We start from the raw sequence: 19,385 nt of genomic DNA on the forward strand, positions 1-19,385 counted from the left end.
CGCGTGCACCCATCTTTCCACTGTGCGATCCATTCTGCAGGGCAGCCTAAAGGACCTCGACGCGAACGTCGACAACGCCACGATCCATAATTCCCAGGCTGCGCGCAGCGCCGTGCGAAAGGTCGAGTACGCGACCCCTGATGTTTGGTCCGCGGTCAGTGATGCGGACGACGACTGATCTTTCGGTCACAAGATCAGTTACGCGGACTTTTGTGCCGAACGGCAGGCTGCGATGGGCGGCAGTTGGCAGCTCGCGGTCGAATGCAACACCGCTTGCTGCTTTACCCGTCCGATACGAATAAAACGAAGCCTTGCCAGAGAAGGTGCGGCTGGCAATCCGCGTGGCGGGTTTATCTTCCGAACCGTCCGGTACCTTTTCAGCGGTTGGAGGCTGCCCTTTTGGATCTTCCTTCGTCTGATCAGGTGTCGGGGGAGCGGGGTCCGCATGCGCCTTCGGGATGATAGACCATCTCTCGTCGAACGTTTGCGCTGCAACAGGATTTGCGAAGGTGGCGGTCGAGACCGATACAGCCGCTATTGCAATAATCTTCGGAAAAGCACGCATGGCACGCTACCTCACCAAAAAGCAATAAAGAACAATGCGGCGTACTAGGCAGCGTTCCCATGCATCGAAATAGGTGCGTTGCTTTGCGTACATATTCGCATAGGAACAAGAGGGGATCGTGCAAATCACGAGGTCGAGCCGGGCTGCTTAGCTAGGTCAAGCTTACGGGGGATGAAGCGTCCGCCTGTGCTTGGCATGTTCGTTTACGCGCCGTGACGACTGGATTGTGATCTTGCGGGCGACCCATCTGAAGCAGTGCATGATTGCGTTGCACAACGAAGTTCGGGGTTTAGAAAGAATGCGGCGGATGTAAAGTTGGCCGTAAGCTCACACGCCCGGGACCTTTGGCATGCGGCGAACACTGCTGATCAATCCTTTCAACTTGCTCGCCGAAACACCAAGCCGGGGTGCGGGTTCAGCTCAGCGGTCTACGCCAATCTGCGCCGGCTGCGGTTCAGACGACATTGTTTGTCACGCAACCATCCAGTGGAGTAATGAAGCGCAAGACTGGCAATTGACCAGCACGTTCGGGCAGCCCGCGCAGTGCAATCGCTGCAAGTCCGCGTGCAGCATTGAATGGATCACGGTAACCTAGCCGCTGGGTCTGTCTGTGAGCCGGGCTGTCTGACCATGATTGCCGGTTCCACTCGACGGGGAGCAACTTAAGTAACCTTGCGAGATCAAGCCCGACCGGTTGTTGGCCGTTGAGAATTGCTTCAGTGAGCATGGGCGAGAGAAGCGTCAGTCTCAGCACTCGGCAAAGATAGGATTCGTTGATTCTTCTCGGCCTTTGCCAACTCGCGGACGGAAGCAAATCGCTTCGACTCAAGCATTCCACGCCATCGATGGGCGCGAGCAATCGCACGGTGGGCTTCGGCGGGCGATTGCGTGCTTCGTCGTGTCGGGATCGCCTTGGTGATCGTTGACGCGCAGTCCCATCATCTTTGTCGAGCTGCGGAGCGGGAGCATCGCGTTGGGAAGAAAGGTTAGCGTGGGATTTCGGTCGCATTTGACACGCGCCAGAGTGCGTCGATTCTTCTGATCTCCAAAATGTCGGGTCGCGGCAACAGCGATCTGGTTTATCGGTTCAGACGTGCGCCTAGTGCAAAGTTGCAACTTTCTTACCGCCCCGGGGCCGCTCGAGCATGACCTCCTTCAAGTGATCACCACTGGCGATGACGACCACGAAGTTGAGTTTGCCATCCTGCTTCATCAGGCCTCCGGCGAGAGCGCTTCCGTCTGCAGCTTTCTCGGCGATGCGTACGGCGTCCGACAACTCTTGCTCAACTATCTTCAGGGCAATGATTTTGTCCAGATCCTCTCGGTCGAGCTCCTTCGGTGAAGATGAAATTTCCTTTTCCGTCACGCTGCCGGTGTTCGCATCTAGCGATGGCGGCAGGCGCGTACGCCGTTTCGCTGCCACTTCTGCTCTGGATGTCGCCGGTCATCGCAGGGCTGCTGTTTGCCGTTCCCATAGGCGCGCTGACTACCAGGCCCACGACCGGCAAGTTGTTCGCCACCCCGAAGAACGAGCGCCCCCTCCGGTCCTGCTTCGGGCGAACGAATTGAGCGCGTCGGTGGATGTAGGAATCAAACCCGCGTTGGTGGAGTTACGCGAAGACGCCGCACTCCTAGCCTTCCACATCGCGCAGCTGCCGCCTCCTCGCGCCGCTCGACCTGACACGATCGATGCAAACCTGGCGGTCGGCCGTGCCAAGGTCGAAGCGAGCGACACGTTCGAGCAGGGCGTTGCGCATCTCTCGTCCCGGGAGGTTTTTTCGATCCTGAACGACGACACTATGCTGTCGGCGTTGTTGCAAAAGCGATGAACACGCGCCGGGCGCACGGAGACCAGGCCTGGGCTCGAACTAGGATAGAAAGTAGTCCGCTCCTTTTGCATTGAACTCCACCGGATCGATCGGACCCTCGACCCGTCATGGGAGGAAAATCAATGTCCCTGGCAATAGCGGCCGACGGGCCTGGTAGAGATTCGTGTTCCCGGAGGGCGCCTACCGGCGAGAGGCAAGGGTTGGACCCGAAGCTTTTGTTTGATCCGTGGCGCCGCTCAGCAGCGTCGCTCGCCTTTCGGCGACGGCATGATCGTACAGTTCAAGGACCAGACCGAATGCCGCCAGGTCCTCTTGTTCGAGCGTTCCATCATCGTAGCACTTCAGCGTCTCGCCGATGATCGCATCGACTTCGCGCTGCGACGCCAGCAGGTCCTGTTCGGACTCGGCATCGCGAACCTCCCGGACTACGGCCAGAATGCGGTTGCGATGGCTGGTGGTGTCGTCCCGGTCGTCGCGGTTCAGATAGCGACGCAGCCAGGCGGCTGCCGAACCGATCCCGGAAAGAAGAAGCAAGGCAAACCAGAAGTAGTCGCTGTACTTGTCCAGAAAGGTCCGCTCGGTCCCGTTGATGACCGCCGCGGCGCCCCGGTGCACGGAGGGCTCCGCCTCCTTCTCCGTCTCGGGCTTCGTGATGTGCGCGGCGCCGGCAACGCGGTGCGCGATCGTGTCGCGGACAGCGAAAAGCTGCCGGTAGAAGGCCGCCGCCTTGGCTTCGGACAGTTCTTTCCTGGCTAGGATGAGATGGTTGACGCTGATGGTGTCGACCTTGTCCTCGGGCCAGGCCGGTTTCGCGTTGAAAACACTGCCCGGAATCTCCTCGGCTTCGTAGCGGGCGTGCTTCAGAGCGATGGCCTCGGATGCTTCGACCGGAAGAAACTTCGGAACTCCGCGCGATCGCGAAGTCGCGGCGATCGCGGCCGCAGTGATCCGGCTGTCGAGCGGGCCGACGGCGAGATAGGCGTCGAGAGTGGGGTCCTGCGCAAGCTTTTCGATTTCGTCGGTCCTGAATTGGACCGTCGCAACCTTGTCCGGCTCCACGCCGGAGGCGACAAGAATAGTCCGTAGCAGTTCGAGGTTGGCTCCGGTCCTTCCGATGATGGCGACCTTGCGACCCGCCAGATCGGCGATCTCCCCGATCTTGCCGCTGGCCTTCTTCTTGGAGTCTTTGCCCGGTCGCCCGGAGGGCGACCACAGGACAACGTAGTTCTTCCGCAGGACCGCCAGTGTCTGCGCGTCGGCCGGCATGCCAAGGTCGCCGCGACCTATCGCCAGGTCGGCTTTGCCGGCGCCGAGCAGAGCCAAGGATTCGGCCGCTCCTTCGGTCGTGATCGGGGAGAGCCTAACGGTCCTGCTTTCATCGCCGAAAGCCTCGGCCATCGCTTGGACCACCTGATGATCGTCGCTCCCTGCGGGGCCGACGGCGATCGAGAGGGTCTCGGGCTGCAAGACGTAGAAGAGGGCGGCCGCAGCGGCGCCGAAAACAACAAATCCCAAAGCCAACACGAGCAATAGCCTTCGTTGGCGTCGATCGTGAGCACTCCTGAATGGATCGGACGGTGACATCAGCAGAACCTACGTGAACAAACGCCTGCTTGGGAGCTACAAGTTCGCCGCCCGGAACTTGGGCGAACCAATGTCCGACCGGAATGTTCCGACGCGCGAGAATGAGTTCACGAAGGGTCCGGATTCGACTGCAAAAGATTACTTCCTCGGGCGCCGATTGCGGAACCTTGCCATCATTTCGTTCTCGATGCTGCCTGATATGGCGGCGGGAGAAAAACATGAACAAGCTTCTACTGACGACCGCGATGGCGATGATCTCGGTGGGCGCGATGGCGCAGTCCACGGTCGTAACCGCCACCGGCACGGGTCCTACTGCCGCCGTGCAGATCGAGCCGGAATATGACCCGCGTTAAGATCGTGGTGGGCCAACCCGTGCCGCGCGAGGTCGAGCTCGAGGCCGTGCCTGCCGATTGGGGTCCGTCGCTCACCAAGTACCGCTACGTCTACTCGGGCGAACGCGTGAGGCTGGTCGATCCGTCGACGCGCACGGTCGTACAGGAGATCGACTGAATCCTTCGAGGCGGGTCGCTGAAAAATCGGTCCTCGTGCCGATCCGGTCCCGGCCTATTTCCAGATCTCTTCTTTGCGAGCGCCCGTCCATGCCCATCATCCGATACTTCGTCTTCGTCGGCGGACTGCTGCTGGCGCTGCTCTTCGCGGCGGACCGGTATCTGCCGGCTCCCGTCGAGCATGCCGGCGCAGCTGATCCCGATAGGACCACCATCCGGAACAGCTCGGCGACAAGTCTTCCGGAGAAGATCGTCTTCGACACGCGTCCGTGCGCCGACGCCCTGCAGATCGTGCAGGCCGAGCCGACGAGCAACGAACCGCAGCAGCCGATGCGGGAGGTGATGGCAGCCCTCCCTGCAGCGCCTCCTTCCGAGATTAACAAAGAAACGCAGACCAGGTCCCGGGCGGAGCCGCGCTCGCGTGTCAAGCAACTGACGAGGATGTCGAGAAGAGCTCCCGGTCGGCTGGCTTTCGAACGCCACGACCCGTTCTTCGGAGATTGGTGAGCGGAAGACGGGCCCCATTGCTAAAAGGCCGCGCCTTTGGTGCGCGGCCTTCGTTGCGTTTGGATGGACTAGTTTCACCAGTGGTGGTGGCGATGCCAGCATTGACGCACGACCGGATAGGATCCGCGGTAATAGGCGTAGGACGGGCGCACGACGCGGCGATAACGGTAGCCGTAGGATACGGGCGCCGTGTAGTAGGTCGTGGTGTAGCCGCCGCCCCAGCGATAGGGTTCGTCGTAGCCATAATCTTGGCGTAGGGACCGCCATAATTGCCTGCGCCATAGTAGCCGGCGCCACCGTAATAGCCGTCGCCGGGTCCCCAGCCGTACGCCGAGGAGGCAAGCCCGCCGATCACGGCGCCCGCGACCAGGTCGCCGGCAATACCCGGTCCCCAGCCGCCCCAGCCACCTCGCCAGTGAGCTTCGGCCGGAGACGTCGTGGCTACCGAGGCCAGACCAAGGGCGCCGACCGTCAGCGCCGACATTGCAATCTTCTTCATCGGGACTCCTTTCATATTGCGCATGCCCCGCCGATAACGGGAAAAATAGGCTTGCTGCTGTCCTCGGCGGAGAGCGGCAATGGGAGCTCGGCGCCGGGCACCGTCGTTCGAAGCTTAGCGCTTAAAACACAACGCCCCCACGCAGAGGAGTTCGGTCCGGAATGCTGCGGCGCGAGAAGAGCTGCACAAAGAGGCATCTGAAGTGGCGGCGTTAACAATGTTGAATTCGCCAACTGAGTTTTATGATCGCCTTTAGCGGTTCCATGTTCGATCCGGGCCACGACTGCGCTTCTGCGCGCCGTACTCGACGCGGTTTCCGAAGACATCTCGCATTTCGAAACCGGCGCTCGCAGTCACGTCGCTTGAAGGACTCTGGAAGCTGCCGCCAAGGGCGCCGGCGCGCTGCGGCGCGTGCGCGAGCGCGTGCGAAGGCGTCCTGACTCCTCCTCTCTTCGTCCAGGATCGGGAAAAACCGGAAACTTTCCGGGCCGCCTTGAGTTGCCAGCGATTGAATGCGGTCGCCGGAGCGCGAAGATGGTCGACGAAGTCGTGTTGAAGTTAGCCGCGGAGACCGCGTGGACGATCTACCGCTCAAGGGACCCCGACGTCGATTCCCTGGATAACCGGCGCTTCCTGCTGGAGCGCCACCCTGCAAAGGAGATGGGAAGAGCGACGGAGCGATTCCGAAGAGCTCGCCAGCTTCGGGATCGCCTACCTGGACCGACTTCCCCGCGACGAATGCTAAGGGCGATGAAGATGCTCGTCGTGCGGGTGGCCCGGGGAAGCACCAGGCCCAGTTGGACACTGCTTGCGATATCTTCGCTCGTTTCCGCCGCCATCGTGATGGTCCTGCGCTGCGCTTTCGGGGCCTAGACCGATGCGGATCGCCCAGCTTGCTCCGTTGGCCGAGAGCGTCCCTCCGAAACTTTATGGCGGTACGGAACGCGTGATCGCCTGGCTGGTGGACGGGCTTGTCGAACTCGGACACGACGTCACTTTGTTCGCGAGCGGCGATTCGAAAACGAAGGGAAGTCTTCACGCGGTATGGCCACGCGCGCTGCGCCTAGGGCAAAGGGGCGTTGATCCGAACGCCGCCTGCGCGCTGCTGATCGAAGCGATTGCCGCGCGGGCGAGCGACTTCGACGTGATCCACTCTCATGTCGACTGGCTGTCCCTTCCGGTGTTGAGCCGGACGGGCGTGCCCTATCTCACGACGATGCACGGACGTCTCGACCTTCCTGGGCTGGCCGAGGTAATCGGGGCCTTTCCGAATGCGGCCTCCGTGTCGATCTCGGACAACCAGCGTCGGCCGCTCCCGGACGCGAACTGGATCGCGACGATCCAGCACGGTCTGCCGAAGGACCTCTTTCGGCCCTCGTATGAGCGCGGTTCATACTTGGCTTTTCTTGGTCGGTTGACGGCGGACAAGGGACCCGAAGAGGCCATGCGCATTGCACGTGCTGCCGGGATGCCGCTGCGGATCGCCGCCAAGATACCGCGCGCGGAGACGGCCTACTTCAAGAAGAAGCTTGAACCGAACATCGACGGCGAAGAGGTCCAACTTGTCGGCGAAGTGAACGAAGTGAGGAAACAACCGTTCCTCGCCGGGGCCGCCGCGTTGCTGTTTCCGATCAATTGGCCGGAGCCTTTCGGGCTCGTCATGATCGAAGCGATGGCGTGCGGGACGCCGGTGATCGCCTACCGCTCGGGCTCGGTGCCCGAAGTGATTGAAGACGGCGTTACCGGCTTTATCGTCGACAACGAGGAGCAGGCGATCAGGGCGGTGAACGATCTGGGCCGACTGGACAGAAGAGCAGTCCGCGCGCGGTTCGAGGATCGCTTTACCTCGAGCCGGATGGCACAGGACTACGAGGCCCGATATCGCGAGCTGGTCGCTCGCGCAAAAGATCCGTCCTGAGCTCCGCCCGATGCGGAACGGCTTCGCCGTCCCGCGTTGAGTTGCTGATCAACGAGGCGCGCATGAAATCCATTTTCAACGACGGCCGTTTTGATTCTTCTCGCCACGCCGGCACTGGCGGAAGAAGCGCCTGTCCAGCTGCCGAAAGTCCGGACGAACGAGGCCGCGAAGGAAGCGGAGGACTGTTCGAAGCAGGTGTGGCCACATTTCACGCAGGCCTGCCTACGCGCCGAAGGTAAGGGGATCGCTGCCGTCCGCCTGGTTACCACCGAACGTCGCTAACGATTTCGGATCCTTCGGGTCTGCGCTCCACGCAGGAACAAGTGGCAACGGGGAACGTTGGAGGGGCGGGCATCCAAAGGGCTGCCGGCTCACGTTGGAGGAGATGATCGATGAAAAGCTTTCTTGCCGTTGCTCTGATTGGGGCTGCCGTGATCGGCGGCTCTGCGTTCGCGCAATCCACTCAGCCGGCGGATCGCGCTGCGCCGGCAGCGACCAGCCGGCCGACCGACGCCAAGATGGCGCTTAAGGGAAGCTGGCGCGCCTCGAAGCTGATGGGCCTGAATGTCTACAACGAGGCTAACGAGAAGCTCGGCGACATCAACGAGCTGCTGGTCGATAAGAGCGGCAAGATCGAAGCCGTAGTTATCGGCATCGGCGGCTTCTTGGGAATGGGCGAACACGACATCGCCGTCTCCATGGACAAGTTGAAGTTCGTCGAAGAGCCGGTCCGGACGAGCTCGACCAGCAGCTCGACCACCGCGCGCGATACGACCACGGGGACGGCGTCGACCAACACCTCGAATCGCAACGCGAACGATTGGGTGCCTGACCACGCCGTCATGAGCGGCAACAAGGAACAGCTGAAGGCGCTGCCGCAGTTCAAATACTCGGATTACAACTGAACAGAAGCAAACGCTCGCGTTCAGGTTCGGCACCTATAGCTGGTGATCGATGATTTTCGGCAGGGGCCCGCCTCATGACACGCGGCCCCTGCCGTTCGCTGCCGGCGAACATCCCAATTCAGGTCGCTTGGACGTTCGAAGCCGGCATTATCGTGAAGGTCTAGAGAAGCACCGCATGGATGCGGCGGTGGGTTACTTCGGCCGCTGGAGTTCGGAGGATCGCAGCCGCTCGCCCATATGTGAGCCGGTTTCAGTCTGCAGGGCTTTCTTCAGATAGCTTCCCGATCAGGCCCAAGCGCGAGCGCGTCGGCTTGCAGGCGGAGGTGTTGCGCCTCATCAGCTAGACGTTCTTCCAACGATTGGGTTTGCTTGAAACGACGCCGCTGCATTCACGCTGCTCCCGCACTGTTCTCTCCATATTTGATATGATCAGGATTCAAGCGGTCCACCGGCGAAACCTTCGCCGCCGCGAGGAACCCCTGTGAGGCCAACGCTTTGTTTCCCATTGACAGGAGCGAACATGAGTTAGGAAACACCCAAGGACGATCCCCGGCAGCGGTCCGACAAGGCCTCACACAAACAGACGGACAAGCCATGGGAGGGCAATCCGGAAAAGGAGCAACGTAACGAGTCCGATATCGACCTCGAAAAATGGCATCGGACCAATACCCATTAGGGAGCGCCCGGACGGTGCTGACTCCGCCATTTTCGGCGGCGCAAGCGGTGGAGCATTACGAGATCTTCCGCTGCGGAACCCGCCAGCTTGGCCGCATGGATGCGGTCAAGCTGATCGACCCGACGCTGGCTGACGAGAAGAAGACGGACGAAACATCTCAGCAAGATCGCCGTCACCGCGGTGAACGCCCAGGCGGCCTAGAAGCGTAGTGAGCCTCAAAGCCGCCCCGGTCGATTGTCGGGGCGGCCATGGCTTTTGGAGCAGCAACATCCCAGCCGTTAGCGCTTTGCAGGCGGCCCGCTCTTGTTGCCGGGCAAGCCTTTTACGTTCGAGGGATCCTGCTGCCGTACGTGCTCGTTCTGAGGATTCGACCCTACCGTGCTTCGGCCCGGCGCGGGCCCGTTCTTGTTTCCCGGCGAGCCGGATATGCCGGTGCCGGAATTTTGCGCGCTAGGTGCGTTGCTGACTCCGGCCGGATTGCTCGCTGTGCCCGGACGTCCCGGAGGTGTTGCGGCTGCTCCAGGACCATTCTGGTCTCCCACGTACCCGGACTCACCGGAATTACGCGTCTTCACGCCCTTGTCGGCCTCACTCTGCTGGTTCTGGGCGATGGCCCGTTCAGCCGTCATCGGACCGGCTGCCGCAATGCCCGCGACGAGCAACGCAATGGTACATGTTCTCATGAGCTTCCTCCTGAAGATTGCCCCATCTCTACAACTCTCTCGGGCGTGATCATTTCCTACAGATGAAGTAACCGTTCGCGTTAGTCACTCGGAAGCCGTGTTCGTCCTCCTCCAGTTGCGCAGCCCGAACGAATAGGACCGACCTTGCGTGTTGGAACGGAGTGCATCCAGATCTGTTGGATTCTTGCATCTTTTACGATCGGAGACCGAACATGAAATGGATTTTGGCATCGGCATGCGTAGCCGCGATTTCTTTTACTCTAGGCCCCCCTGCCGACGCCAAGGGATGCATCAAGGGTGCCATCGTCGGCGGGGTTGCCGGACACATGGCAGGAGGACACGGTAAGCTCGGCGCTGCAGCCGGCTGCGTCGTCGGTCATCACGAAGCGAATAGGGCGGACTCCAACAAGGCAAACGTCCAGGCGCCTGCGGATCAAAAGTGACCGGCTTTCGCCTTCGCCCGGCAGGCCGGCGCGCGGCTCTTGGAGGCATTTTCATTTGGTTCGCGCTGGCGACGAGTTCCGCGCTCGGTGCGGAAATCAAGGCTGCGGCGATCGACATCGCCCAACCATCGAAGAAGAACCTCTCCAACGAGAAGCCGACCCCGACGGGGGTCAGGCTACAGGTCTTGCTCGACCGAGCGCACTTCTCACCCGGCGAGATCGACGGCAGATTTGGAGAAAATGCGAAGAAGGCGCTACGTGCCTACGAGGAGGCGCAGCAATTGTCACCCTTGGACGACATCAGTCCCGACGTTTGGGCAAAGCTGGCGGCTGACAGTCGTCCGGTGACGATGAACTACACAATTGCGGAGGAGGACGTCACAGGACCGTTCCTCAAGAAGTTCCCGGCGAAGATGGAAGACATGAAGAACACCCCGAAGCTGTCCTATACTAGTCCGCGCGAAGGTTTGGCTGAGAAGTTTCATATGAGCGAGGACCTGCTGTCCGCCTTGAACCCGGGTCGGCACTTCGACCGCGCCGGCGAAGCCATCGTCGTGATCGATGTCGCAGCCGAGAAGAGTTCGGAGAAGGCGGCGAAGGTGGAAGTCGACAAGAGCCGCCAAACGGTGAAGCTTTTCGACAAGTCGAATTCGCTGATCGGATTCTACCCCGCGACAATCGGTAGCGAAGAGAAGCCGTCTCCTTCCGGCACATTAAAGGTCACGGAAATCGATCGGAATCCGACATACCGATACAACCCGGAGTACCACTTCAAAGGCGTCCATTCGCACAAGCCGTTCACCATCAAGCCGGGCCCGAACAATCCGGTCGGCTCAATGTGGATCAATCTTTCCGCGGATGGCTACGGAATCCACGGTACGCCGTTTCCGGGAAAGGTCTCCAAGTCGGAGTCGCACGGCTGCGTCCGTCTCACGAACTGGGACGCCGAGCGGGTCGCGGAACGGCTTTCCAAAGGCACGCCGGTAGAATTCGTCAACCGTGTCCAGTGACGTTGCGGCGCCTTCGCTTCAGGGCGCGAGCCGAGTCGAGGGCCGCGTCTTAATTCGGCAATCGTATAAAGGCAAGATGGAAGCGATGGTGCGCGTGCTCGGCACCTAGGGCTGGCATTACGACTCTTGGCGAGGACCGTTTTATCCAAGGGGTCTACCGCTCCGACGCCGAAAATTGGGGCTCACTGAAGGGTGGACGAGGCGAAACGAGGCCTGGGCGAACGCGGGCCGGTCTGTTGGGACGACGGTACCACGAACGCCTTCAAAACACCCGTACGCTGGGTGGTACGCCAAGGCTAAGCGATGCGGCCGATCCGCGGCGGACGCGACTAGGCCTCGGACTTGAGGGCCCAAAGCCGTTTGTGGAGGAAGGCGAGAACCATGATCTCGTCCGAGGTCAGCTTCGCGTACTGTCGTTTGAACTTCTGCGCGATCTTGGCGTCGATCATCTTGATGAGGTCGCCGGACATATAGGCGGTCAGGATCTCTGGATGGACGTAGCTCTTGCGGCAGATGGCAGGTGTATTGCCGAGTTGCTTGGCCACCTTTTCGATGGCCGCGACGACGTTACGCTTGGCTTCGGCCTGGCTGTCGTACTTCTTGAACTCCGAGAGCGCGAGGGCCGCAAGCACCGTGCCGGCCCAGGTACGAAAGTCCTTGGCGCTGAAATCCTGTCCCGTGATATCCTTGATGTAGCCGTTGACCTCGCCGGAATCGACCGTTCGGGATGCCCCATCGTCATCGAGATACTTGAAGAGTTCGTGCCCTGGAATCTCCGCGCAGCGCTTCACGATGGCCGTGATTCGCCTGTCCTCGACCTGGAGCTTCCATTGTTTGCCGGACTTGCCGGTAAAGTCGAAGCGCAGCACGCCTCGGCCGATCGCCACGTGCTTACGCCGCATCGTGGTGAGCCCGTACGATTTGTTCTTCTCGGCGTATTCGGCGTTGCCGACGCGGATGAGCGTCTTTTCAAGCAAGCCGACGATCGTCGCAAGCACCTTCTCGCGGGGGAGACCGCCCAGCTTCATGTCCGAAGCGACGCGTGCACGCAAAGCCGGCAAGGCCGCCGCGAATTGCATGATATGCTCGTACTTGTTTTGCTCCCGAAGCTCTCGCCACTTCGGGTGATAGCGGTACTGCTTGCGCCCGCGCGCATCGAGGCCCGTCGCCTGGATGTGCCCGTTGGGAGACGGACAGATCCAGACGAACTCGTACGCCGGAGGGATGCCGATCGATTTGATACGGCGGACCACGGCGGCATCGGTGATGCGCTTGCCGTCTTTGTCGTGGTAGGTGAACGAGGTGCCTTTCCGTCTTCGCCGGTAGCCCGGCGTCGCGTCGCTCACGTATCGCAGGCCTTCTTCTGCGATGGCGGCGGCGACATCGGCCGTGCGGTCAACTAGCCCCTCGTCCTTACCTTCTCGCAGCATTGTTCGTCCTTGCCGTCAGCCGAGGACCCGAGGCCCCCAGTAGGAAAAGTCGAATCCATCGTTTGGTTCCGACTCTGCGAGGGAGGCGCGCTATCGCCGAGCCTTTGGCCGTTCGCGCACCACGTTCTTCGCCTTTTTGTCGGACCGCAGACCTAGATAGACGGGCTGGCGAAGCTCGCCGTTCTTCGTCCATTCCGCGAACTTCACTTCAGCGACCAGAGACGGCCGGACCCAGGTGGTGGCGTGCTCGTCTTTTACCTTGTCGGGGAAGGGCGACTTCGTAACCTTCAACCTTGTGAGCTTGCCGTGGAGCTCGTCGAGGGTCTGATGGCTGAAGCCAGTACCGACGTGCCCGATATACCGCCAGGCGTCATCGTCCCGCACCGCGAGCGCAAGAGCGCCAAAGTACGGCCGGGTGCGGCGAGGTGCCGTGAAGCCTGCGATCACGACTTCCTGCCGCTGCCCAATCTTCACCTTGAGCCAGCCGGCAGTCCGGCTGCCGGAGGCGTACGGGCTGTCAGCGCGCTTGGCTATGATACCTTCGAGGCGCTTGCGCTCGGCTTCGGCGAAGAACTTCTTTCCGCTGCCTTTGCGGTGGTTGCTGAACGCAATCAGCTTATTGAGCGGGAGGATTGCCTTTAGCCGCGTCTTGCGTTCGAGCAGTGGCAACCTGCGTAAGTCCTCGCCATCCAAAAACATCAGATCGAATGCGCAATACAGGAGCTTTGCTTCGTGACGTAATGCGTTCTGCAGCAGTTGGAAGTGCGAAACGCCGTCCTCGCCGATAGCTACCAGCTCGCCGTCGATGACCGCGTCGCTCTTCACGTCTTCGAGCGCCTTCGCGACCTCGATGTATGAATGGCTGATGATCCTACCGTTGCGGCTGTAGAGCGCGACCTTACTGCCGCGGATCTCCGAAACCATGCGGAAGCCGTCGTACTTGTCCTCGAACACCCAATCGGGGTCGTCGAACGGGGCGTCGGTCTACGTCGCCAGCATTGGCTGCAGGCGTTTCGGCAGTGTGGACTTGCGATTCATCTCCGCGCGGACTTGGGGGCAAGGACTGGCTTGGCGGCCGGGGCTGCGCGCTTCCAAGAGGAAGACGCGATCGGCCTTCGATCACTGCGAAGGCCGATCGAAGTTTTGAGGATCCGCCATACGCGCGTTCGGACGAAAACGAACCCTTCCCAGAGCTTGGCGAACCAGGGAATCATCAGAAGCTTTGGCTTCACGATCACGAAAAGCTGCTCGACGACCAGGAGACTGAACGCGTAGCAGGCGACAATCATCGCCGTGCCGGCGATCCAGTGACCTTTTCCGGCTACAGCTACCGCAGCTAGCCTCAGCGGCTCGACGGTGGCGATCGACACCGCCAGCAGGAGCGTTTCGCGCCGCGGTCCATCGGTCCTCCAATGACTGATCGCGGACGGCCGGTTTTGCTGTGCAGATTATGTTTGGCGCAGCAGTTTCAGTACTTTTGATTTTGACTGTTGGCATCCTCGTCGCTCACGCGATCGATGCGTTCAGATCGTGACATCAGGCAGCGATCTGCACTTTCGCGCCCAATAGATAGCGCTGGCGTCATTGGGGAAAAGTAGCAATTTTTCACCGCGATTCACACACGTGATTTCCGGAACCTCAATCCGCCCCGATCATCCGAAACTTGGGCAGACTGTTTCATTTCGTATTTTTACAGGCCCAGCACGGCCGTTGAATTTCGCGGCAATCGGCGGTCGGCGACAGCATAGGAAGTAGGGCCTCAGCGTTGGTACCCAACGCTGAGGCTGCTTTCGTTGCACGCGGAGCTTGATCAACTGGGAGCAGGAACGAAGCGTATCCGGTGATGGTTGTAGTATATCCGGTGTTAGGTAACGCCGGGGATGACCACAGTGTAAACTTGGCCCTCGGCGTGTTCCCCCTCGCCGGGGCCGCTTCTTCGGGCAAGTCGGATGGAGAGCCGTCCATGCATGATGATTACGAAATCTTTTGCGATGCGGAGCTTTGGTTAGCCGCTGGGGTGAGCTGCGCCCCGGCGTTTCTAATCGCGGCGGTGATGATAGCATCGCTCATTCAGCCGCAATTCCCGGGCTGAATAACAAGCGCGGTCGGGTCTATAACCCCAGGGCAACCACGATGGCGGGTTCATGGTTGAGATCCCTGTTCGTCCGCAATGCCATCTGGCTGCGCTTGAAGGGGACGAGCTGGCGTGAGCATTCCTTGCACCGCATGTAGCGCTTAATCAGTTCATCTTGCGACCGTATCGGCTGTGGGGGCGCACGCGATGCACGCAAACTTGCAACGAAGTCAATCTTCGTATGTTGCCTATTCGCACGGAGATCAGCGGTGCCTACCCGGTACATCATGGGCCCGGCGGATGTATCGCTGTTGCCTCGTGTGTCTCCGCGACCGCCCAGGGCCGCAGCCTGTGCGGGCGGCCGGCACCGCGACGGCGCGACGCTGCCAGAGTGGATGGGCGGCAGGCCAACGACCCCTGTGCCGGTGGTCTGATGCAAGGGCGAACGTGCTACGATGGGAGACGATGATGGCAATGATCTTGGTCATGGACCACACCGGCGACACAAGGCAATCTTTCGATCCCGAGAACAGCGAGCAACTGGCCTGGGCGAATGCACGCTTCGCGGAGCTGACGTCGGACGGCTACACCGCCGCAGTGCGGAGATCCTCCGGCGAAGCGGCGCTCGTCCGCACGCTGGATCCGACCGCCCAGGAAACATTGTTCTATCCCAGGCTGGTGGGCGGCTGACGCCGTGATCGCCCGTCTGCGCGCCGTGTCTCTGCTGTCAGTGCTGCAGCACGCCGTCGGCACGCTGCGTGCGACGCTGGTCGCGATCCGGGAGCGTTGGCAGGCTTATGAACGAAAGGAGGCGCGCGGGCTGGCGCTGCTGTCCGCATGGCTCTCGCCGGAGCAGCGATCGCAATTTGAAAAGCACAACCGCTTCGACGTCATCGGCTCGGAGTCCGGCAAGCGTTATCGGATTTGCTACGGCACGTCGACCAATGTCTATGAGATGGACGGCCGCGACCGCGTTGTCCTCGGCTGGTGCTTCCGGCCTGTCGGTTCGCTGGTGGCGGGCGACGTGATGCTTGCCCAAAAGATCGCATTGGAGACCGATGAGCGCGCGACGCTGATGGTGGCGCGGCCATTTCCGAGTTCCCTGCCGCCACGCGCGATACTCCCTCCAGCCCGGTAAGCCCTCGGTCCGCTCGCCGTGCCCGCTATCGGGAACGCGACTTTCCCTGGCGCGTTTGCCTTGCAGCCGGCGGCCATGTTGGCCGCCTTCGCCGTAGGGGGACCCATGGCGCTCAATTTTGAAACCCTCAAGGCGACGCTGGTCCTCTATGGACTCAATGCGATCTTTGCCGTTCTGCTGCTGGTTCTTGTGGTTCTTGGATGGTACGCTTCAGCCATCGCTCAGCGATTTGTCCTGCGCGTGCTCACGGCCACGCACCGTGTCGACGCCCTGGTCACGGTGTTCCTCTCCAGCCTTGCGCGCTATGCGGTGCTCGCCGTGGTCGGCATCGCCGTGCTGCAGCTTTTCGGCATTCAGACGGCGAGCCTGGTTGCGGTGCTCGGCGCCACGTCGCTGGCCATCGGGCTGGCCTTGCAGGGAACGTTGTCCAACCTAGCCGCTGGCGTGATGCTTCTGTTGTTTAGGCCGTTTCGGATCAACGACGACGTCGAGGTTGCCGGCAAGGCCGGTAAGGTGCAAACCTTGTCGCTGTTCATGACCGAACTCATCACGTCCGACAACACCCAGATCCTGCTGCCCAATGGTTCGGTATGGGGTAGCGCCATCATCAATCACAGCACCTATCCCGGCACCGGTGATGTGAAGGTGTCCTTCCCGGTCCGCGCGGTCAGGCCGATCGGGCACATCGGCGAGCAGATTTTGAAGCATTTGCGCGAGGACTCGCGAATCGAGGCGCGACCCGCGCCCGAAGTGCACGTCTCGAAAGTGGTGGACATCTCCGATGCCGCGCATCCGATCGTCGAACTGACGGTCAGTGCAAAGGCGAAGCCTGCCGATGCGGAAGCGTTGAAGCATCGGCTCCTGGACCTCGTCACCGCAATGCTCAGCGACGCAGGCGCCACGCTGCCGGAGCGGTCACGCGTGGCGGGGTAGGGAACGGCGATCACCCTGCCGGGTTGTCCGATGCCGACTAGCAGTGGACACCGCCATGCGCGCCAACGCTCGACCGTCACTCAGCCTGATCGCCCGATCTTACCTCGCGGACTTACGACAATGGATCGAGCGTCTGGTGACCGGCTACGCGCTGGCATGCGGCTTCATGCTCGTCGGCGCGGTGTCGCTTCTGGTGGCAATCGGGATCGGGGGTGCCGCGGCCTTCCATGCTCTCGAGCTGCGTTACGGCATCTTGATCGCCTATGCCGCGACCGGGAGCGCCTTTCTCTTCCTCGGGTTGCTGGGGCTGGGGACGGGCCGCGGGCTGCTCGCGCGTCCAGCGCCGGCGGCCCCGCGGCCAGGCCGGCAAGCCGACATGCTCAAGCGAGCGGTCGCAGTGCCCGTGGCGGCGCGCCTGATCGCCACCTCCCGATCGGGAGCAGGGGTAAACGCCGATCCCACGACCCAGGTATTGGCCGCCGGGGCTGCCGTGATGCTTATCGGCTGGTTTGCCGTTTCGCGTTTCAAGCGTCCGCGCGACGTTATTCAGGACTAGCGATGGCTCCGCGCTCGAATTGGCCGAATGACCTGCTGCTCGCTGGCGCAGCCGCGCTGGCGACCTTGGCGATCTATCGCCACGTGTCACGATCGGAGACGCCGTGCGTCCCAGGGCGGCGTGCGGAGCCCGTGCTCGCCGAAGCGCAAGAGCGTGGACGGCTGGCTCACACGCCGCTTCGGATTCCGGCCGCCGGCTGGAAGGACATCCTGCTGCGTACCTATCAGCAGATCGACGAGGACCGGCTGCTGGCGACCGCCGCCGGCGTCGTGTTCTACGGGCTGCTCGCGATCTTTCCGGCCATCACGGCGCTGGTCTCGAGTTACGGCCTGTTCGCCGATCCGTCCACGATCTCATCCAATCTGCAAAGCCTGGCGCTGATGCTGCCGGAAGGTTCATTTGCCATCGTCCAGGACCAAGTCGCCCGCGTGCTCGCGAAGGGGTCTTCGACGCTCGGCCTTACCTTTGCCTTCGGTCTGCTGATCGCGATCTGGAGCGCCAACGCTGGAATGAAGGCGGTCTTCGATGCGCTCAACGTCGTCTACGAAGAGAAGGAAAAGCGCGGTTTCGTCAAACTCAACCTGATATCCCTCTCTTTCACGATAGCAGCCCTCATTTCGGTCATGTTGATGGTCGGGGCCGTGGTGGTCGCGCCGCTTCTGCTCCAGCAAGTCGGTCTAGGTACACGGGCCGAACTCATCATTCGATTCGGACGGTGGCCTATCCTGGTCCTCCTGCTCCTCGTCGCGCTCGCGGTGCTCTATCGCTACGGCCCCAGCCGGAGCACGCCGCGCTGGCAATGGCTGAGCGTTGGTGCCGTTGCCGCGGCTGTGGCTGATCGGTTCGGCGCTGCTGTCTTGGTACCTTGCGAATTTCGGCGATTACAACGCGACCTACGGCTCGCTTGGCGCGGCCATTGGCCTGATGACCTGGATGTGGATGTCTGCCATCATCGTGCTGTGTGGAGCGGAACTGAACTCCGAGATCGAGCGTCAGACCACAATCGATTCGACCGTGGGCCGCGGGAAGCCGCTCGGGGTGCGCGGCGCAAGGATGGCGGATACGGTCGGCAAGGCTTCGTAAGGAGGAGACAATGGGATTGGCTCAATACGCTGTGATTGCAACCGGCAAGGAATGGGGCGTACTGCACGACGGCAATCTGAACAGCGGGTACGCAACCAAGGAAGCTGCATTCGAATCTGCGGCGGCGGCCGCGTCGCTCGCGATTAGGATGGGGCACGAAGTCCATATCAGCGTGCCCGGCCGCGAGGAAGGGGAGGCCGCCCCGACCAAGCGGTCAAACTGAGACCATCGAAGAAATCTTGTAGCGCGGACTGCTGGAGATGAAGCCAGCGTTCTGAGCGGACCGGATGGCGCCAGTACGGTTCCAGAAGCGCAAGCCGTTGCGATGCGATCCGCAACCGTGCCGACTTGATTGGAACGCAAGTCAGACGTCCAAGTCCTCCAACTTCGCGGGCAGCTTCCGCAGGCGCTGGCCGGTGGCATGGAAGATGGCATTACACACTGCCGCGTTGGTGCCGACGTTGCCCAGCTCGCCGATGCCCTTGCCGCCAGCGGGATTAATATTGTCGTCCTGCTCCGACAGCAGGACAACCTCCACGCTAGGCACGTCGGCATTCACGGGCAGAAGATAGTCCGCCAGATTGTCGTTGACGTAGCGCGCGTAGCGCTCGTCGAGCTCGGTTGCTTCATGAAGCGCCGACGACATGCCCCAGATCAGGCCCCCCATCAGTTGGCTTCGGGCTGTCCGGGGGTTCATGATGCGGCCAGCTGCGAACGCTCCGAGCAGCCGCTGCACGCGTATCTCGTGGGTCCATCGGTTGATGCGCAGTTCGACGAATTCGGCGCCGAACGCGTAGGCAATCTTCTCCTTCATCTCGGGGCCGCCGACCATCCGCACTTGGCCCTTGTTCATGGCCCGGAACGCGTCCATCGGCGCGCCATCCGGCTTCCACTCGCCGTATTCCTCGATAACGCTAACGCCGAGAGCGTCGAATGCGCGCTCGAAGTCGATCGCCCGGTTGCCCTTGGCAGCCAGGGCTGACCCGAGACGTCATGGTGAAGAACCTGCAGAACGAGCGTTTCCGGCATCGCCAGAACCGCGT

General features: G+C 61.4%; 20 protein-coding genes and 3 pseudogenes. 15 read left to right on the forward strand and 8 right to left on the reverse strand.

Translation table 11 applies throughout. The features are described from left to right. Nucleotides 1–46 precede the first annotated feature (46 nt). A complete protein-coding gene (locus V5279_RS05710) occupies nucleotides 47–565 on the reverse strand; it encodes a septal ring lytic transglycosylase RlpA family protein (RefSeq protein WP_338695748.1) in 519 nt (172 codons plus the stop codon). Between the two features lie 1,099 nt (nucleotides 566–1,664). After that, nucleotides 1,665–1,988, reverse strand: coding sequence for a hypothetical protein (locus V5279_RS05715; protein ID WP_338695750.1), 324 nt, complete (start codon nucleotides 1,986–1,988; stop codon nucleotides 1,665–1,667). Between the two features lie 142 nt (nucleotides 1,989–2,130). Between V5279_RS05715 and V5279_RS05720 the strand changes: the two genes are divergently transcribed. After that, nucleotides 2,131–2,394, forward strand: coding sequence for a hypothetical protein (locus tag V5279_RS05720; protein ID WP_338695752.1), 264 nt, complete (start codon nucleotides 2,131–2,133; stop codon nucleotides 2,392–2,394). A 180-nt stretch (nucleotides 2,395–2,574) separates the two neighbouring features. Here V5279_RS05720 and V5279_RS05725 read toward each other — a convergent pair whose 3' ends face one another. Further along, on the reverse strand, nucleotides 2,575–3,978 hold the full coding sequence (locus V5279_RS05725) for a TAXI family TRAP transporter solute-binding subunit (RefSeq protein ID WP_338695754.1): 1,404 nt from the start codon (nucleotides 3,976–3,978) through the stop codon (nucleotides 2,575–2,577). Between the two features lie 218 nt (nucleotides 3,979–4,196). Here V5279_RS05725 and V5279_RS05730 point away from each other — a divergent pair, with 218 nt between their 5' ends. The 6 genes from V5279_RS05730 to V5279_RS05755 all read left to right on the forward strand — a co-directional run bounded on the left by V5279_RS05730 (nucleotide 4,197) and on the right by V5279_RS05755 (nucleotide 9,201). Next, complete coding sequence (locus V5279_RS05730; protein WP_338695756.1) at nucleotides 4,197–4,331, forward strand: hypothetical protein; 135 nt, start codon at nucleotides 4,197–4,199, stop codon at nucleotides 4,329–4,331. After that, a complete protein-coding gene (locus V5279_RS05735) occupies nucleotides 4,318–4,488 on the forward strand; it encodes a DUF1236 domain-containing protein (RefSeq protein WP_338695758.1) in 171 nt (56 codons plus the stop codon). Before V5279_RS05730 ends, V5279_RS05735 begins: the two co-directional genes overlap by 14 nt. 89 nt (nucleotides 4,489–4,577) lie before the next feature. Beyond that, complete coding sequence (locus tag V5279_RS05740) at nucleotides 4,578–4,994, forward strand: hypothetical protein (protein ID WP_338695760.1); 417 nt, start codon at nucleotides 4,578–4,580, stop codon at nucleotides 4,992–4,994. A 1,376-nt stretch (nucleotides 4,995–6,370) separates the two neighbouring features. Next, nucleotides 6,371–7,411: a glycosyltransferase family 4 protein gene (locus V5279_RS05745; protein ID WP_338695762.1), complete on the forward strand. Its 1,041-nt coding sequence runs from the start codon at nucleotides 6,371–6,373 to the stop codon at nucleotides 7,409–7,411. Between the two features lie 392 nt (nucleotides 7,412–7,803). Next, complete coding sequence (locus V5279_RS05750; protein WP_338695764.1) at nucleotides 7,804–8,316, forward strand: PRC-barrel domain-containing protein; 513 nt, start codon at nucleotides 7,804–7,806, stop codon at nucleotides 8,314–8,316. A gap of 651 nt (nucleotides 8,317–8,967) precedes the next feature. Further along, a complete protein-coding gene (locus V5279_RS05755) occupies nucleotides 8,968–9,201 on the forward strand; it encodes a hypothetical protein (RefSeq protein ID WP_414645905.1) in 234 nt (77 codons plus the stop codon). Between the two features lie 69 nt (nucleotides 9,202–9,270). Here V5279_RS05755 and V5279_RS05760 read toward each other — a convergent pair whose 3' ends face one another. Beyond that, complete coding sequence (locus V5279_RS05760) at nucleotides 9,271–9,534, reverse strand: hypothetical protein (protein ID WP_414645810.1); 264 nt, start codon at nucleotides 9,532–9,534, stop codon at nucleotides 9,271–9,273. Nucleotides 9,535–9,887: 353 nt separating this feature from the next. On the opposite strand from V5279_RS05760, the gene V5279_RS05765 reads away from it, so the two are divergent. Together V5279_RS05765 and V5279_RS05770 are read left to right on the forward strand one after the other, a co-directional pair. Next, the gene (locus V5279_RS05765; protein ID WP_338695766.1) at nucleotides 9,888–10,118 is read left to right on the forward strand and encodes a hypothetical protein; all 231 of its coding nucleotides are present in this window, start codon (nucleotides 9,888–9,890) and stop codon (nucleotides 10,116–10,118) included. Further along, on the forward strand, nucleotides 10,115–11,128 hold the full coding sequence (locus tag V5279_RS05770) for a L,D-transpeptidase family protein (protein WP_414645906.1): 1,014 nt from the start codon (nucleotides 10,115–10,117) through the stop codon (nucleotides 11,126–11,128). Before V5279_RS05765 ends, V5279_RS05770 begins: the two co-directional genes overlap by 4 nt. 329 nt (nucleotides 11,129–11,457) lie before the next feature. Here V5279_RS05770 and V5279_RS05775 read toward each other — a convergent pair whose 3' ends face one another. The 3 genes and pseudogenes from V5279_RS05775 to V5279_RS05785 all read right to left on the reverse strand — a co-directional run bounded on the left by V5279_RS05775 (nucleotide 11,458) and on the right by V5279_RS05785 (nucleotide 13,928). After that, nucleotides 11,458–12,558: a DNA topoisomerase IB gene (locus V5279_RS05775; RefSeq protein WP_338695768.1), complete on the reverse strand. Its 1,101-nt coding sequence runs from the start codon at nucleotides 12,556–12,558 to the stop codon at nucleotides 11,458–11,460. 90 nt (nucleotides 12,559–12,648) lie between these two features. After that, a pseudogene (gene ligD / locus V5279_RS05780) lies at nucleotides 12,649–13,596 on the reverse strand (non-homologous end-joining DNA ligase). Next, the gene (locus V5279_RS05785) at nucleotides 13,593–13,928 is read right to left on the reverse strand and encodes a hypothetical protein (protein WP_338695770.1); all 336 of its coding nucleotides are present in this window, start codon (nucleotides 13,926–13,928) and stop codon (nucleotides 13,593–13,595) included. The pseudogene ligD and the gene V5279_RS05785 overlap by 4 nt, the downstream one beginning before the upstream one ends. A 1,172-nt stretch (nucleotides 13,929–15,100) precedes the next feature. Between V5279_RS05785 and V5279_RS05790 the strand changes: the two genes are divergently transcribed. The 6 genes and pseudogenes from V5279_RS05790 (at nucleotide 15,101) to V5279_RS05815 (ending at nucleotide 18,565) form a co-directional block, all read left to right on the forward strand. After that, the gene (locus V5279_RS05790) at nucleotides 15,101–15,322 is read left to right on the forward strand and encodes a hypothetical protein (protein WP_338695772.1); all 222 of its coding nucleotides are present in this window, start codon (nucleotides 15,101–15,103) and stop codon (nucleotides 15,320–15,322) included. Nucleotides 15,323–15,329: 7 nt separating this feature from the next. Then, nucleotides 15,330–15,770: a hypothetical protein gene (locus tag V5279_RS05795; RefSeq protein WP_338701884.1), complete on the forward strand. Its 441-nt coding sequence runs from the start codon at nucleotides 15,330–15,332 to the stop codon at nucleotides 15,768–15,770. Between the two features lie 105 nt (nucleotides 15,771–15,875). Next, complete coding sequence (locus V5279_RS05800; RefSeq protein WP_338695774.1) at nucleotides 15,876–16,703, forward strand: mechanosensitive ion channel family protein; 828 nt, start codon at nucleotides 15,876–15,878, stop codon at nucleotides 16,701–16,703. Between the two features lie 55 nt (nucleotides 16,704–16,758). Continuing rightward, nucleotides 16,759–17,259, forward strand: coding sequence for a hypothetical protein (locus V5279_RS05805; RefSeq protein WP_338695776.1), 501 nt, complete (start codon nucleotides 16,759–16,761; stop codon nucleotides 17,257–17,259). 2 nt (nucleotides 17,260–17,261) lie between these two features. Continuing rightward, a pseudogene (locus V5279_RS05810) lies at nucleotides 17,262–18,342 on the forward strand (YihY/virulence factor BrkB family protein). A gap of 10 nt (nucleotides 18,343–18,352) precedes the next feature. After that, nucleotides 18,353–18,565, forward strand: a complete 213-nt coding sequence (locus V5279_RS05815) for a hypothetical protein (protein WP_338695778.1) — start codon at nucleotides 18,353–18,355, stop codon at nucleotides 18,563–18,565. A 141-nt stretch (nucleotides 18,566–18,706) separates the two neighbouring features. Here V5279_RS05815 and V5279_RS05820 read toward each other — a convergent pair. Then, nucleotides 18,707–19,285 (reverse strand): annotated as a pseudogene (locus V5279_RS05820) (molybdopterin cofactor-binding domain-containing protein); the annotation flags it as partial. Between the last annotated feature and the right edge of the window lie 100 nt (nucleotides 19,286–19,385).

Origin of the sequence: Bradyrhizobium sp. 26S5, assembly GCF_036923295.1 — a bacterium.
Lineage (GTDB): Bacteria > Pseudomonadota > Alphaproteobacteria > Rhizobiales > Xanthobacteraceae > Bradyrhizobium > Bradyrhizobium septentrionale.

Coding starts and splice junctions, on each gene's coding strand:
- V5279_RS05710 (WP_338695748.1), bottom strand. CDS start 565: ATGCGTGCTTTTCCGAAGATTATTGCAATAGCGGCTGTATCGGTCTCG.
- V5279_RS05725 (WP_338695754.1), bottom strand. CDS start 3,978: ATGTCACCGTCCGATCCATTCAGGAGTGCTCACGATCGACGCCAACGA.
- V5279_RS05730 (WP_338695756.1), top strand. CDS start 4,197: ATGAACAAGCTTCTACTGACGACCGCGATGGCGATGATCTCGGTGGGC.
- V5279_RS05735 (WP_338695758.1), top strand. CDS start 4,318: ATGACCCGCGTTAAGATCGTGGTGGGCCAACCCGTGCCGCGCGAGGTC.
- V5279_RS05740 (WP_338695760.1), top strand. CDS start 4,578: ATGCCCATCATCCGATACTTCGTCTTCGTCGGCGGACTGCTGCTGGCG.
- V5279_RS05745 (WP_338695762.1), top strand. CDS start 6,371: ATGCGGATCGCCCAGCTTGCTCCGTTGGCCGAGAGCGTCCCTCCGAAA.
- V5279_RS05750 (WP_338695764.1), top strand. CDS start 7,804: ATGAAAAGCTTTCTTGCCGTTGCTCTGATTGGGGCTGCCGTGATCGGC.
- V5279_RS05755 (WP_414645905.1), top strand. CDS start 8,968: ATGGCATCGGACCAATACCCATTAGGGAGCGCCCGGACGGTGCTGACT.
- V5279_RS05765 (WP_338695766.1), top strand. CDS start 9,888: ATGAAATGGATTTTGGCATCGGCATGCGTAGCCGCGATTTCTTTTACT.
- V5279_RS05775 (WP_338695768.1), bottom strand. CDS start 12,558: ATGCTGCGAGAAGGTAAGGACGAGGGGCTAGTTGACCGCACGGCCGAT.
- V5279_RS05790 (WP_338695772.1), top strand. CDS start 15,101: ATGGCAATGATCTTGGTCATGGACCACACCGGCGACACAAGGCAATCT.
- V5279_RS05800 (WP_338695774.1), top strand. CDS start 15,876: ATGGCGCTCAATTTTGAAACCCTCAAGGCGACGCTGGTCCTCTATGGA.
- V5279_RS05805 (WP_338695776.1), top strand. CDS start 16,759: ATGCGCGCCAACGCTCGACCGTCACTCAGCCTGATCGCCCGATCTTAC.
- V5279_RS05815 (WP_338695778.1), top strand. CDS start 18,353: ATGGGATTGGCTCAATACGCTGTGATTGCAACCGGCAAGGAATGGGGC.